The sequence below is a fragment of the Pedobacter yulinensis genome (assembly GCF_003029735.1).
GTDB lineage: Bacteria > Bacteroidota > Bacteroidia > Sphingobacteriales > Sphingobacteriaceae > Pedobacter > Pedobacter yulinensis.
On record NZ_KZ686271.1, the window covers coordinates 71,024 to 85,115 of the forward strand.

The 14,092-nt window shown below is 49.5% G+C and carries 12 protein-coding genes; 5 read left to right on the top strand and 7 right to left on the bottom strand.

Features of this window, described 5'->3' with window-relative positions:
* Positions 1-2 precede the first annotated feature (2 nt).
* Both ligD and C7T94_RS19440 read left to right on the top strand, forming a co-directional pair.
* A complete protein-coding gene (gene ligD / locus C7T94_RS17100) occupies positions 3-2,531 on the top strand; it encodes a DNA ligase D (RefSeq protein ID WP_107216931.1) in 2,529 nt (842 codons plus the stop codon).
* 48 nt (positions 2,532-2,579) lie between these two features.
* Positions 2,580-2,723: a hypothetical protein gene (locus C7T94_RS19440; protein ID WP_162618749.1), complete on the top strand. Its 144-nt coding sequence runs from the start codon at positions 2,580-2,582 to the stop codon at positions 2,721-2,723.
* Positions 2,724-2,781: 58 nt separating this feature from the next.
* Here C7T94_RS19440 and C7T94_RS17105 read toward each other — a convergent pair whose 3' ends face one another.
* Positions 2,782-2,997: a hypothetical protein gene (locus tag C7T94_RS17105; protein ID WP_107216933.1), complete on the bottom strand. Its 216-nt coding sequence runs from the start codon at positions 2,995-2,997 to the stop codon at positions 2,782-2,784.
* Between the two features lie 160 nt (positions 2,998-3,157).
* Between C7T94_RS17105 and C7T94_RS17110 the strand changes: the two genes are divergently transcribed.
* Positions 3,158-4,378, top strand: coding sequence for an ABC transporter permease (locus tag C7T94_RS17110; protein ID WP_107216935.1), 1,221 nt, complete (start codon positions 3,158-3,160; stop codon positions 4,376-4,378).
* Between the two features lie 28 nt (positions 4,379-4,406).
* Here the strand turns inward: C7T94_RS17110 and mazG are convergent, their stop codons facing one another.
* The 5 genes from mazG to mnmD all read right to left on the bottom strand — a co-directional run bounded on the left by mazG (position 4,407) and on the right by mnmD (position 8,607).
* Positions 4,407-5,207, bottom strand: coding sequence for a nucleoside triphosphate pyrophosphohydrolase (gene mazG / locus C7T94_RS17115; RefSeq protein ID WP_107216937.1), 801 nt, complete (start codon positions 5,205-5,207; stop codon positions 4,407-4,409).
* A gap of 31 nt (positions 5,208-5,238) precedes the next feature.
* On the bottom strand, positions 5,239-5,703 hold the full coding sequence (locus C7T94_RS17120) for a DoxX family protein (RefSeq protein ID WP_107216939.1): 465 nt from the start codon (positions 5,701-5,703) through the stop codon (positions 5,239-5,241).
* Positions 5,704-5,724: 21 nt separating this feature from the next.
* The gene (locus tag C7T94_RS17125; protein WP_107216941.1) at positions 5,725-6,843 is read right to left on the bottom strand and encodes an AI-2E family transporter; all 1,119 of its coding nucleotides are present in this window, start codon (positions 6,841-6,843) and stop codon (positions 5,725-5,727) included.
* A gap of 71 nt (positions 6,844-6,914) precedes the next feature.
* Positions 6,915-7,865, bottom strand: coding sequence for an aldo/keto reductase (locus C7T94_RS17130; RefSeq protein ID WP_107216943.1), 951 nt, complete (start codon positions 7,863-7,865; stop codon positions 6,915-6,917).
* 67 nt (positions 7,866-7,932) lie between these two features.
* A complete protein-coding gene (gene mnmD / locus C7T94_RS17135) occupies positions 7,933-8,607 on the bottom strand; it encodes a tRNA (5-methylaminomethyl-2-thiouridine)(34)-methyltransferase MnmC2 (protein ID WP_107216945.1) in 675 nt (224 codons plus the stop codon).
* Positions 8,608-8,697: 90 nt separating this feature from the next.
* Here mnmD and C7T94_RS17140 point away from each other — a divergent pair, with 90 nt between their 5' ends.
* Positions 8,698-9,039 (top strand): MmcQ/YjbR family DNA-binding protein, encoded by a 342-nt coding sequence (locus C7T94_RS17140; RefSeq protein ID WP_107216947.1) that lies wholly within the window; start codon positions 8,698-8,700, stop codon positions 9,037-9,039.
* A 30-nt stretch (positions 9,040-9,069) separates the two neighbouring features.
* On the opposite strand, the gene C7T94_RS17145 is transcribed toward C7T94_RS17140, so the two are convergent.
* Positions 9,070-11,103: a M13 family metallopeptidase gene (locus C7T94_RS17145; RefSeq protein ID WP_107216950.1), complete on the bottom strand. Its 2,034-nt coding sequence runs from the start codon at positions 11,101-11,103 to the stop codon at positions 9,070-9,072.
* 321 nt (positions 11,104-11,424) lie between these two features.
* Here C7T94_RS17145 and C7T94_RS17150 point away from each other — a divergent pair, with 321 nt between their 5' ends.
* Positions 11,425-14,091, top strand: coding sequence for a valine--tRNA ligase (locus C7T94_RS17150; protein ID WP_107216952.1), 2,667 nt, complete (start codon positions 11,425-11,427; stop codon positions 14,089-14,091).
* Position 14,092: the final 1 nt, after the last annotated feature.

Below are 14,092 nucleotides of genomic sequence, written 5' to 3' on the forward strand. Positions count from 1 at the left end.
ATATGGCCCTGAAAGAATATCATAAAAAGCGGGATTTTACCAAGACCGCCGAACCCAAAGCAGGTAAGTCAGACAACAAGACCCTGCGTTTCGTTATTCAACGCCACCATGCCAGCCGGCTTCATTATGATTTCAGGCTGGAGCTGGATGGCGTACTGAAAAGCTGGGCGGTACCGAAAGGCCCTTCGCTCAATCCGAAAGACAAACGGCTGGCCATGATGGTTGAGGACCATCCTTATGATTACCGCACCTTTGAAGGCACCATTCCCATGGGGCATTATGGTGGCGGGACGGTTAGCATTTTTGATAGCGGGACTTATAAGGCACTCGATTCAGACATCAAAAGCCTCAGAAAAGGACTAAAGGAAGGCAACCTGAAATTCAGCCTCAGCGGCAAGAAGATGAAAGGTGAGTTTGCCCTCGTGAAGATCCATGCGCGTGAAGGCGAACAGGACAATGCCTGGCTGCTCATTAAACACCGGGACAAGTTTGCCACCGATGCCGAATATGATGCAGAAGACCATGTACGTGCAGCGGTTAAAAAAGCAGGCATTGCATTCAAAGAGAAGGCTGGTAAAGCTGAAAAAGAAACCAGGAAACGGCCGTCGAAACCTGCACCCGCCTCCACGCAGCCCGATTCAGAGGAGTTCCCGGCATATAAACCCATGCTTGCTACATTGATTGACGGTTTGCCTGATGAGACCGGTCTTGTTTTTGAAAAAAAATATGATGGCTATCGCATTGGCGCTGCGGTTCGCCAAGGCAATGTTCAACTGATATCGCGAAAAGGGCAGGATTATACGGGCATGTACGAGGCTGTTGCCAAATCCCTGCGCAAGCTGGATGCCGAAGCGCTGATAGACGGCGAGATCGTGGCAGAAGATACCAGCGGTGTGAGCCGCTTCCAGGCCCTGCAGAATTATAATGCCGCAGAAAGTAAGACCACTCTCTGTTATTATGCCTTTGACCTGCTTTACCTGAACGGTCATGACCTGACCGGGCTTCCGTTGTTGAAAAGAAAGCAATTACTGAAAGCCCTGCTCGGCAAAGTCAAAGCGAAAAATGTGCAGTTCAGCGGGCATTCGGAAAACGGAAGCCAACTTTTTGAACAGGCCGCAAAAGAAAACTGGGAAGGAATCATGGCCAAGCGCGACGAACCTTACCGTTTGGGCAGACGCAGTGAAAGCTGGATGAAGGTCAAGTTAAGCCAGGCCCAGGAAGCTGTCATTATCGGCTATACCCAGCCGGATGGGGGCAGAAAATTTTTCAGGTCGCTGGTTTTAGGAATGCACAAAGATGGAAAACTTGTATATATCGGTAATTGCGGCAGCGGTTTCAGCGACAAGCTGCTCAAGGAACTGTATGAACAAATGCAGGAGATCGAGCAAAAGACCAAGCCTTTGCGTGAAAAGGTACCCATGGAACGTAAAATAACCTGGCTTAAGCCCAAGCTTGTGTGTGAGGTGACCTTTAGCGAGTGGACCGAAGACGCCCACCTGCGGCATCCTGTATTCAAGGGATTGCGCGCCGACAAACACCCCGAAGAAGTGAAACCTGAGTATGCATCTGATCAGGATAAACCAAATGAGAAAATGGCAAAGAAAGAACCGACACAGGAAGAGAGCCTGAAATTTGGCGCGAAAACCGTCAAACTCACCAATCTCCAGAAAATATACTGGCCAAAGGAAAAGATCACAAAGGGAGAGCTACTTAATTACTATCGCTCAGTTGCCGGCCAGATACTTCCGTATCTGAAAGACAAACCCTTGTCGCTCAACCGGCACCCGAACGGCATTGCCGCACCGGGTTTTTTTCAAAAAGACCTGGATACAGAAACGATACCGAAATGGATCAAGTATGCCCCGATGTTTTCAGAGAGTACCGGCAAAGATGTTGATTACCTGATCTGCAATGATGAGGTCACACTGCTCTGGATGGTCAACCTCGGCTGTATCGAGATCAACCCCTGGTTAAGCACACATAAAAAACCGGAAGAGCCGCTGTTTGCCGTGTTTGACATCGATCCGCACGACATTGAATTTATAGAGGCGGTGCGGGTAGCCCAGACGGCCCACCGCATTCTGCAGCAAATGGGCATCACTGCTTTTATCAAGACCTCCGGCTCCAAGGGCCTGCACATTTTTATTCCGCTTAAGGCCGGCTATACCTATGACCACAGTAAAGACTTTGTCCATTACCTGGCTACGCAGGTACTGGAAGCGCATCCAGACACGACCAGCCTGGAGAGAAGTCCGTCGAAGCGCAAAAACAAGATTTACCTCGACTACCTGCAAAACAGGCGGGGACAAACCATTGCGGCGCCCTATTCGGCCCGACCGAAACCCAACGCTACCGTTTCTGCGCCGCTTGAATGGGATGAAGTAAACGATGAGCTTGACCTTCGTTCTTATACCATTCACAACATGGCCGGGCGGCTGGAAAAGAAAGGTGACCTTTGGAAAGATATACTCAAGACAAAAAATAACCTGCAAAAGGCGTTGAAAACATTCAAATCAAATAAAGATTCCTAAAACCCCAGCGGGTGCCGTCTGTTTGATTACATATAACATTGATCAGCTATGGCAAAAAACGCAAATACGACACCCAAGGAGCAGGAGAAAGCTCATGATGATACGGGCGGCAAAGCCCGTGGTGCAAAAACGGAAAAAGATGCCAAGACGGCAAAAAGCGCAAAAGAGGTAAAGGTAACCAAGAAAAAGTAGGGCCTTGAACGAGCAGACCGAGCTCCCTTTGAACGGTAGTGAAAAAGGCGCCCGAAGGCTATGGCTTTTTGGGCGCCTTTTTAATGGGATCTACCGGCTGTTCGCCACGTTCGTGCGATTTTGCTGAGCTGTCGAACTTCGGTTCCTTGCCATCATAATCCTTGTCTTCGGGTTTTTTGACGACTTTGTCTCCCTTGTCTACTTTGCCTTCGGGAACGATCTCCTCGAAGTTACTGCCCGGTTTATCAGTAGTTTTTTTTGCTTCTTTATTCATATAAACTGATTGTTTAAGCCCATGAACAGGACCTATCTGATAACATACCAGGCTTGGGAATGTTTGCTGCCGCACAGCAGCGGTTACAGGATTTGGAACTAAAATTGCCCGGATATCGAATCAATTAAGCATTTTTGCCACCACCATATACAACCTTATTTTGAACTTCGCATATTTTATTGCCAGGCGGATGGCCGTCAAATCGCAGCGCACCTTTTCCAAACTGATCGTGCGTATTGCCATTGCCGGCGTGATGCTGAGTCTTGCGGTAATGATCCTGTCTGTTTCAGTCATTAAGGGATTTAAAACCGAGATCCGCGAAAAGGTGCGGGGATACATCGGCGATATACAGATCTTTAAGTATGACATGAACGGATCTTACGAAAACTCGCCGTTCCTGCCCGACGATTCGACGCTGCAGTACCTGCGCAGCAACAACCGGATCGATTATTTCCAATACTTTGCTACAAAACCCGCCATCATTTCTGCCAATAACGAAATAGAAGGCATCAATTTTAAAGGTGTCGGTAAAGATTACCGGTTCGATTTTATAAAGAAACACCTGGTTTCAGGACGCTGCATCGATTTCAGGGATAGTATAAAGGCCAACCGTGAAATTATGATCTCCAGTTTCACGGCAAACCGATTAAAACTTAAGGCCGGCGATGAATTCATTATTTACTTCGTGCAAGACCCACCGAGGCGGCGTAAGTTCGAAATCGTAGGCATCTATAATGTTGGTATTGAAAATATCGATAAGGGTTTTGTGCTGGGCAGCATCAGCCTGGTACAGCGGCTCAACAACTGGTTGCCGGGGCAGGTGGGAGGGATAGAGATTCGTCTTAAAGATTTTGCGCAGCTGGCACCGGTTTCAGACCGAGTATATGAACGTATTGACAAGAACCTGCGGTCTTACCCGCTCAGCAGGGTTTACCCGGGCATTTTCAATTGGCTGGACCTGCTCGATGTAAACACAAAGGTGCTGCTCGTGCTGATGATGATCGTGGGCGTAATTAATATGATCACCGCACTGCTGATCATGATTCTGGAGCGTGCCAATATGATCGGCCTGCTAAAATCGATGGGTGCAACAGATTATACGATCATGAAGATCTTTTTGTACAACGCTGCATACCTGGTGCTTATCGGGCTTGTGCTCGGGAACATCCTCGGTCTCGGCCTGGCTTTTATTCAACTTCAGACACAGTTTTTTCAGTTGAACCAGACCTCTTATTTTCTCAACTATGTCCCCGTCGAGGTGCATTTTACAGATGTACTGCTGCTTAATCTGGCAACGGTTGTGATCAGTCTGATCGTGCTGATCGTTCCCGCCATGTATGTGAGCCGTGTTTCACCGCTGAAGGCCATCAGGTTCAAGTAAGCAAGCGATTCATGTTGCAGCATAAGACTTAGCCCTTGGCCTCGTTCCAGTAAACATCCATCTCTGCCAGGGTCATTTCGCTAAGGCTTTTGCCTTTTTCTGCGGCCCGCTGCTCGAGATGCTGAAAACGTTTAATAAACTTTTTATTGGTCTTTTCCAGTGCGTTTTCGGGATTGATGTTGACGAACCGCGCGTAGTTGATCAGCGAGAAGAGCAAGTCGCCAAACTCTGATTCTGCCCGGTCCTGGTCAGGAATACCACCATCCGTATTAAATTCGTTTTTGAATTCCTGCAGTTCTTCCTCCACTTTTTCCCAAACCTGCTGCCTGTTGTCCCAGTCAAAACCTACACCGCGGGCTTTTTCCTGGATCCGGCTGGCCTTGACCAGCGCCGGCAGGGACGCCGGAACACCGCCCAGCACCGATGTATTACCTTCGCGGAGCTTGATCTGCTCCCAGTTTCGTTTTACATCTTCCTCGGTCTGCACTTCGGTGTCGCCGTAGATGTGCGGATGCCGGTTCACGAGTTTCTCGCACACACCGTTCAGCACCTGCGTAATGTCAAACTGCTGCTGCTCTTCGGCGATCCGGGCATAAAAAACCAGGTGCATCATCAGGTCGCCGAGTTCTTTTTTTACTTCATCGGTGTCCTGTTCAAGAATGGCGTCAGAAAGCTCATAGGTCTCCTCAATTGTCAGGTGTCTGAGGCTTTCCATAGTTTGTTTCTTGTCCCAGGGGCACTCTGCGCGCAGCGTATTGAGTACTTCAAGTAACCGCAGGAATGCGGCTGATGGATCGGCTCCCGGAGCGGGTATCGGGTTGTTGGGCATGTTTTATCTGCTGGCAGCGGCCAGGACGGGTTTATAGTGTAGAATAAGAGTGGATGCTAAAATACCAAACCCAGGCGATCAAAAAAAACTGAAAAGGGAGCCTGAACCATAAATAATTCGGGCCCGGCCCGCTGTTATCGCCTTTTTCGTAATTGATGCGGCGCCTTGAGGTGTATACGTTGGCTGGCAGTACTGCCAGGAAAAAGAAGATGAGCAGCAACGCAGTTGCAAAGCGCGTTTGCTCGAAGCTCAGACCAATTGCAGCCAGGATTTCGAATACGCCGGTAAGCGATACCAGTTGTCTTTTGAACGGGATACGTGGCGGGATCATGAGCTCCATTCCTTTTTTGAATTTAAAGTGCCCCATTGCGGTAAAAAGCAGCATGATCGACATGGATGCATTGCCGGCAAAAATCTGGTGCTGTTCAATGTCAGCGTATTTCGAGATCAGCACGATGACAACAAAAGAGCCGATCAATACATAAAATGGTTTCATAAAACGGTTTGGCTAATAACGCTATTCACGCTCTTCGAGTTTTATCTTTTTTGTGATGCGGTAGGTCTTTCGTTTGCGGCCGGGCTTTTCTTCTTCGCCAAGCAACCGGCCCCAGGGCTGTAGCGGCTCCACATGATCAAAGATGATCTTAAGTACAGCCAGGAAAGGGATGCAGAGAAACATACCTGAAATGCCCCAGGCCATCTCGCCCAGTATGATCCCGATAAAAGCAAAAAGCGCATTGATCTTGACTTTCGAACCTACCACCAGGGGCATGAGCACATTTCCGTCTACGGCATGAACGGCCACAAATGCAATGACGACGAGCAGCACTTTCGCCGCTCCGGCAGTGGCAAAGGTAATCAGCACGCTGATGAGCAGGGCGAACAGGATGCCCAGGTAAGGAATCACGTTAAAGATCCCTGAAACCAGCCCCAGCAGTACCGCATACTTAACACCGAGCAGAGACAAAACGGCCACCATTAAAACAGTAACAATCAGCATTTGCAGAAATAGCCCGATAATGTATTTTTTGATAATCAGCTGGATCTGCGAAACAATGGTCGTCACGGTGCCGGTATGCTCTTTTTTAAAAACGGCAGTCAGGAAATTATAGAGGATACGGCGGTAATTCAGGATAAAAAAAGTAAAGAGCAGAGTAAAACCCAGAAACAGGAAAGTGGAAGAGAGCGTAAGCAGGGTGGTCCCTACCACCGCGGCACTCGTTGCCAGTGCTTTTTCTGCACTGTCATTGATGTATGCAAGCTGTTTTTTGGTATCGACATTAAACGTATTCGATATCCATTGCTGCAGTTCATGGAAAGAATGGGTAACCTGTCCCTTCAGCAGTGGCCAGTCCTGCCAGAGCTGGGCGAGCTGGGTGGCGAAAAAATACAGAATGCCCGAGATGGCGCAGATCATCAGGATGACCGATACGATCGAGGCCAGGCTGCGCTTGAATTTCCATTTCTGCTCCAGAAAGCCGGCCATGGGCAGCAGGATGAGCGAAAGCAATATTGAAAAAAACAGCGGTGCCAGGATGGTCTGGCCCAGAATAGCCAGGTAACCGAGGGTAAGAATTGAAAAAAGGGCAAGCGCCAATTTGGCCAGGAAGGGCAGCGCCAGGGTTTTTTGTATCATGGTTTACGAGGTTCAATGTACAGACAAAAGCCCTGCCACGATAACCGGCAAGGCTTTGCGGTACTTTAACGCTAATAAAGGCTTGCTTTATTGAGCCTGTCCAATTCAGCCGCACTGAGCCGGATGCTAACAGCATCAGTAAAGGACCGCAGTTGCTCAAGGCTGGTCACGCTGGCGATCGGGGCCGTGACAGAGGGGCGCATGATGAGCCAGGCAAGCGCTACACTGGCCTGCGATACGCCGTGGCTGGCTGCCACTTCATCAAGTGCCTCTAAAATTTCCATGCCACGGTGGTTCAGGTATTTTTTAATGCCACCGCCCCGAAGGCTTTGCGACAGATCGGTCTCACTGCGGTATTTGCCGGTCAGGAAACCGCTGGCTAACGCATAATAATTGATCACGCCAAGTTCCTCTTCCAGACAGACTTTTTCCTGTTCAGCTTCATAACCTTCGCGCGAGAACAAGTTGTACTCGGGCTGAAAAGTCTGGTATTTGGCCAGGTGGTTTTCTTTGCTGAAGGTAATGGCCGCTTTCAGGCGCTCGGCCGAATGGTTTGAAGCGCCGATCCAGCGTACTTTTCCCTGTCTGACCAATTCATCAAATGCGGTGATCGTTTCCGACAAAGGAGTTTCGGGATCATCGTAATGGCTTTGGTACAGGTCGATGTAGTCTGTCTGCAACCGCTGCAACGATGCTTCGACTGCAGAAATAATGTGGCCGCGCGACAGGTCTTTTTGACCCTGTCCCATGTCGCCGCCAACTTTTGTGGCAAGGATCACCTTGTGGCGGTTGCCCCGGCTTTTCATCCAGTTGCCGATAATTGTTTCAGACTCGCCACCCTGGTTGCCTTCGGCCCAGCGGGAATAGACATCTGCCGTGTCAATAAAGTTAAAACCGGCATCAAAAAAGCCGTCAAGTATTTCAAATGATGTTTTTTCATCGATGCTCCAGCCGAATACGTTGCCACCGAAAGTAATCGGGGCGACATACAGGTCAGAGCCGCCAAGTTGTCGTTTTTCCATTGCGTAGTAATTTATTAGAAAACAAGCGCGCCGCAGATCAGTTTCTTTTCAGCACGTAAAGTTTCGGTTAGCCGGCTACCGGCTGTCGCGTGGCGCGCAGCATTTCCCGTTTCCCCGGTGCGCCGGGTAGTTTTTCGATGGTACAGCCACAGGCTTTCAGGGCGCGTTTAAGCTTGCCGGTTATCGCATACGTTACAAAGAGTCCACCGGGTTTCAATAGCGCAGCCGCACGGGTTATCAATTCGTCTGTCCACATCTCCGGCTGGTGTCTGACCGAAAAAGCGTCGTAATACAATACGTCGAAACGCCCGCCCGATCCATAAGTCTGAAACGTGCCGGTCGCGATCTCCAGCTTTCCATGCAGCGGCAGTTCGTGCGCAGCCTGCAGCGCAGGGCCATAGCTTTGTTCAAAGGCTTGCCAGGCTGCGGGCATAACAAATTGCCGGTATCCGATGTCTGCGATGGTTTCGAATGACAGCGGAAAAGCTTCGACAGCGGTATAATGCAGGCTAACGCCGGCGCGAAGGCAGGTGTCCAGGCTGAGCAAGAAATTAAGACCGGTACCAAAACCCACTTCAAACACAGCAAGCTGATGTTTGCCAGGCATGGCAGCTTCCAGCCCTGCGCGTATAAACACATGGCGACTTTCCTGAACGGCGCCATGCTTGCTATGGTAGTGCTCGCCTACCTGTTCATTGAACAGGGTGTTCGAACCGTCGGCGGTGGGAGTCAGGATATTCATCGAAGCAAACTTACACCAAAATTTTGAAGCGGTACGGCCAGGTCATGTTGCAAAGGCAGAAATGCCTATCTTAGGCTGTAAATTTTTTAAATGGACATCGAATCCTTCCGCGACTTTTGCCTCAGCTTGCCTGGTACGACCGAAGATGTAAAATGGGGCGATCATTTGTGTTTTCTGGTAGAAAACAAGATTTTTTTAATGTGTTCCCTGCAGGCGCCGCATTCCTTCAGTTTCAAGATCGAACCGGAAGCTTTTGATATCCTGGTTCAGCGCGCCGGCGTTTCTCAGGCCCCTTATTCGGCAAAACGCCAATGGGCCCTTGCACACAGCCTGGAGGTTTTTAACGAGGCAGAATTGAAGGCACACGTTGCAAACAGCCGAAGCCTTGTCATTTCAAAACTAACAAAAAAGCTACAGGCAAAATACCTATAGCTTTTACACGCTGGGTAGCGAGGATCGCTGTTACCACATGCGGATGCGGTCTTCGGGTTTTTTATAGAGTTTCTGCCCGGGTTTTACATCAAATGCTTCGTACCAGGCATCCATGTTAACAGGTGCACCAATGGTGCGGTATTCGCCTGGCGAGTGCGGATCGGTTTTGATCTGCTGTGCGGCGCTTTCGGGCAGGATGTTGCCCCGCCAAACCTGTGCCCACGACAGGAAAAAACGCTGATCGGGTGTAAAGCCATCAATTTTTTCGTTTGACTGGCCCTGTTTGGTCATTTTGAAGGCAGTATATGCTGCATTCAGGCCGCCCAGGTCACCAATGTTTTCGCCCATGGTCAGTTTTCCGTTTACGTGAATCGTATCCAGCACGGTATAACTGTCAAACTGCTTGCCGAGTGCGGCTGCTTTTTCATCAAATTTCTTGCGGTCTTCGGCTGTCCACCAGTTTTTCAGGTTTCCGTCCTTATCATACTGGCTTCCGCTGTCATCAAAACCGTGCGACATTTCATGGCCGATAACGGCGCCGATGCCACCGTAGTTGATGGCATCGTCTGCCTTCGGATCAAAAAACGGAAACTGCAGAATACCCGCAGGAAATACAATCTCGTTCATGGTTGCACTGTAGTAGGCGTTTACCGTAGGAGGCGTCATGCCGAACCGGCTGCGGTCTACCGGTTTGCCCAGCTGCGCCACAGATTCTTTATAAGACCAGGCACCTACGTTGCGTAAATTCTGGAAATACGTGGCCCGGTTGATCACCAGTCCCTCGTAGTTTTTCCACTTTTCAGGATAACCAACCTTAGGCCGGAAGGCATGAAGTTTTGCCAGCGCCTTTTCTTTGGTTTCAGGACTCATCCAGTCCAGGCCCTTGATCCTGATCTCAAAAGCTTTGCGCAGGTTGGCGATCAGTTCGTCCATGCGGGCCTTGGCCTCCGGCTTGAAATATTTCGCCACGTACAGTTGGCCAAGCAGTTCACCGATGGCGCCATCGGTAAGTTGAGACATGCGCTGCCAGCGCGGTGTCTGAACACGCTGGCCCGTCTGCGCGCGGGTATATTCAAATGAGGCCTTCACGAACGGGGAACTCAGATTGGAAGCCGATCCTTTGAGGATGTTCCATTCCAGGTAGGTCTTCCAGTCTGCAACCGGTACAGATTTCAGCATGGCATTGACCGTGCTGAAAAACGCTGGCGAGGACACCAGGATACTGTCTTGCGCAGGCACCTTGAATTGCAGCAGGTATTTGCTCCAATCCATGTTCGGCGTGGTCTTGCTGAACGCGGCCACCGTAAATTTGTTATACGTCTTGTATGGATCGCGCATTTCCACCCGGCTCATTTGTGCTTCAGCAAGTTGTTTTTCAATGCTGAATACGGTCGCCGCTTTTTTTGCAGCCGCCTCTGGCGAGCTGCCGGTCAGCGTGAACAGCGCAACCATGTATTTGTCGTAAGCCTCGCGGATGGCCTTTGAACGCGCATCGTCTTTCAGGTAATAATCGCGGTCGGCAAGTGTGGTGCCGCCCTGGCCCAGGTTGATCATGTATTTGTTCACATTCTTGCGGTCCTGCCCAACGCCGAAACCAAATAATGGCGCCCCGATGCCAGAAGTGCGCATGAATGCGATCTCATTGAGCACCCCCTGAATGTCTTTGATCTGTGCTACCCGAGCCAGGTCGGGTTTGATGGGTGTATAACCCAGTTTTTCAATGGTGAGGCTGTCCATCGCAGCGGCGTAAAAATCGCCGACCCGTCTTTTGACCGATCCTGCCAGTGCTTTTTTGTCGGCCGCAGCGTCTTCAACAAGGCCACGAACCGCGTTAATGTTGAAATCGCGAAGTTCATTGAAGCTTCCCCAGCGGGTTTCTTTTGCGGGAACAGGATTGTTTTTAACCCAGGTGCCGCTTGCATACCGGTAAAAATCGTCGCCCGGTTTCACAGAAAGATCCATGTTGGCCGGGTCAATAAACTTGCGTTCCTGTGCCGATACCTTTGCACCGCCCGCCAGGATCCCCACAGCAAAGGCCAGACAGGTTAATTTTTTATAGTTCATAAAATTCAGCTAAATAAAAGGCTGAATTTATGAATTTGGCAATAGAAAATCCGGATGATAATATAAATATTACCTGTTGAACCAATAGTACAGCCTGTCTACCCCCAACCGCCTCCATAGCTCACCGGAAAACAAGAAATGCTTTAAAGTTTTCATCCTTAATAAGTTATTATCTATTTAACACTTTTTAACATCTTTTATTGTGCGCGCTGAAAAAAAATACCCGCTCAGTGTGCAGATGGGGGGCAAACCGCGCAACTGCCGACTTTAGCCTTTCAGCTTAAATCTGTATTTTTACCGCCCAAAATCTTATCAAAACGAATGAGCATTTCCACGAAATACGATCCGCAGTCAACAGAAGATAAATGGTACAGCTACTGGCTGGCAAAAAAATTCTTTCATTCTGAGCCCGATTCGCGCGAGCCATACACCATTGTGATTCCGCCCCCGAATGTAACCGGCGTATTGCACATGGGACATATGCTCAACAATACCATACAGGATGTACTTATCAGGAAGGCGCGTATGGAAGGCAAAAATGCCTGCTGGGTGCCCGGAACCGATCATGCATCGATTGCTACCGAGGCAAAGGTTGTTGCCATGCTAAAAGAACAGGGAATTGATAAAAAAGACCTGTCGCGGGAGGACTTTCTTAAACACGCCTGGGAATGGAAGGAAAAGTATGGGGGCATTATCCTGGAGCAGCTGAAAAAGCTTGGAGCGAGCTGCGACTGGGACCGCACCCGTTTTACCATGGAAGAAGATCTTTCTGGAGCGGTAATCGATTCATTTATACACCTGTATAGAAAAGGCTGGATCTACAGGGGCGTGAGGATGATCAACTGGGACCCGCAGGGTAAAACAGCAGTTTCTGATGAAGAGGTGATCCGCAAAGAGGTGAGCCAGAAGCTGTATTACATCCGCTATGAAGTCAGGAGTGAGGGTATGGAGTCTGCTTTACTCACCGTAGCCACGACGCGGCCAGAAACGATCATGGCCGATGCGGCGATCTGTATCAACCCCAATGATCCCCGATACGCACAGCTGCGCGGTAAGAAAGCACATATTCCGCTCATTAATCGTGAAATTCCGATCATAGAAGACGAATACGTGGACATGGAGTTTGGTACCGGCTGCCTGAAAGTTACGCCCGCCCACGATTTGAACGATTATGAACTTGGCATTAAACACAAGCTGCCAGTTATCGACATTCTGAATGATAACGGTACACTCAATGAACTTGCCGTTATCCTTGTTGGCGAAGACCGGTTCGCAGCCCGGAAAAAGATCGCTGCCATGCTTGAAGAGGCCGGTCACCTGGAGAAAGTAGAAGAGTATAAATCGCAGGTTGGTTTTTCTGAGCGGACCGATGCGGTCATTGAACCGCGGCTCAGCCTTCAGTGGTTCTGTAAAATGTCAGAACTGGTCAAACCTGCATTAGATGATGTGCTGAACGGGGAAATCAAACTCATTCCCGAAAAGTTTATTAATACCTACCGCCACTGGATGGAGAATGTGCGCGACTGGAACATTAGCCGGCAGCTCTGGTGGGGTCAGCGTATCCCAGCCTGGTATGATGACCAGGGCAACTGGGTCGTAGCCAGGACCAAAGAAGAAGCGCTTGAAGCCTTCTGGAACCAGAAACAGCTTGATAAAGCAACCGAGGCCGATAAAGAAGGGTTCAAACAGCAATTGTCCGCCTTTGTGCGGCAGGATGACGACGTATTAGACACCTGGTTCTCTTCCTGGTTGTGGCCGATCTCTGTTTTTGACGGTTTCAAGAACCCGGATAATCCTGACATTAATTATTATTATCCGACAAACGACCTGATTACTGCTCCCGAGATCTTGTTTTTCTGGGTCGCGCGCATGATTATGGCCGGACATGAGTTCAGGGGGCAAAAGCCTTTTACAAACGTTTACCTAACAGGAATTGTACGGGATAAGATCGGGCGCAAGATGTCCAAATCGCTAGGCAATTCGCCTGATCCCATTGGCCTGATCGAAAAGTATGGAGCAGACGGCGTCCGGGTGGGCATGCTCCTGTGCTCGCCGGCCGGAAACGACCTCATGTTTGACGAAAGTTACTGCGAACAGGGCCGGAATTTTGCCAACAAGATCTGGAATGCTTTCAGGCTGGTTAAAGGCTGGGAAGTGAATGATGAGCTTGAAAATCCAAACACGCAGGCGATATTGTGGTTTGAAAACCGTTTTAACCAGGCACTTGCCTCTATTGAAGATGATTTCAGGCAATACCGACTCTCTGAGGCGCTCATGGCTACCTATAAACTCGTGTGGGACGACTTTTGCGCCTGGTACCTGGAAATGGTAAAACCCGCCTATCAGCAGCCGATAGACCGGCAAAGCTACATTGCGACAGTTGGGTTTTTTGAGAAGCTGCTTTGCCTGCTGCATCCCTTTATGCCTTTCCTGACCGAAGAGCTGTATCACGACGAGGTTTTCGGTCAGCGCGAAGAAATGGAGTGTTGTATCGTGGCCAGTTATCCGAAATCAGCGCCGGCAGACGCAGCCTTGCTTAAAGAGGCCGAAACTGTAAAGAGCCTTGTTGCCGAGATCCGCAATGTGCGCAACCAGAAACAGCTTTCGCCAAAAGAGGCACTCCAGCTGCTCATTAAGGTAAATTCAGGCCTGGACTATGAGAAATGGCTGAATATCGTGTTCAAACTGGCCAACATTGCCCAGGTTGAATTTGTAAACGATAAAATACCGGGTGCGCTGAACTTCAGGGCCGGAACCGACGAGTTTTTCATACCCATGGAAGAAAACATCGATTCAGAGGCAGAACGTGAGCGACTGAACGCCGAACTTATTTACCTGCAGGGCTTTCTGAAGTCAGTAGAAGCAAAACTCGGCAATGAACGGTTTGTGCAAAATGCCAAACCGGAGGTTGTTCAAAATGAACGCAATAAACAGGCCGATGCCCTTGCTAAGATCAGGATCATAGAAGAAAACCTGGCGCTGCTCTAGC

Excerpts from the sequence above, each read along its gene's own strand:
- ligD (WP_107216931.1), top strand. The coding sequence starts at position 3 with ATGGCCCTGAAAGAATATCATAAAAAGCGGGATTTTACCAAGACCGCC.
- C7T94_RS19440 (WP_162618749.1), top strand. The coding sequence starts at position 2,580 with ATGGCAAAAAACGCAAATACGACACCCAAGGAGCAGGAGAAAGCTCAT.
- C7T94_RS17105 (WP_107216933.1), bottom strand. The coding sequence starts at position 2,997 with ATGAATAAAGAAGCAAAAAAAACTACTGATAAACCGGGCAGTAACTTC.
- mazG (WP_107216937.1), bottom strand. The coding sequence starts at position 5,207 with ATGCCCAACAACCCGATACCCGCTCCGGGAGCCGATCCATCAGCCGCA.
- C7T94_RS17120 (WP_107216939.1), bottom strand. The coding sequence starts at position 5,703 with ATGAAACCATTTTATGTATTGATCGGCTCTTTTGTTGTCATCGTGCTG.
- C7T94_RS17125 (WP_107216941.1), bottom strand. The coding sequence starts at position 6,843 with ATGATACAAAAAACCCTGGCGCTGCCCTTCCTGGCCAAATTGGCGCTT.
- C7T94_RS17130 (WP_107216943.1), bottom strand. The coding sequence starts at position 7,865 with ATGGAAAAACGACAACTTGGCGGCTCTGACCTGTATGTCGCCCCGATT.
- mnmD (WP_107216945.1), bottom strand. The coding sequence starts at position 8,607 with ATGAATATCCTGACTCCCACCGCCGACGGTTCGAACACCCTGTTCAAT.
- C7T94_RS17140 (WP_107216947.1), top strand. The coding sequence starts at position 8,698 with ATGGACATCGAATCCTTCCGCGACTTTTGCCTCAGCTTGCCTGGTACG.
- C7T94_RS17145 (WP_107216950.1), bottom strand. The coding sequence starts at position 11,103 with ATGAACTATAAAAAATTAACCTGTCTGGCCTTTGCTGTGGGGATCCTG.
- C7T94_RS17150 (WP_107216952.1), top strand. The coding sequence starts at position 11,425 with ATGAGCATTTCCACGAAATACGATCCGCAGTCAACAGAAGATAAATGG.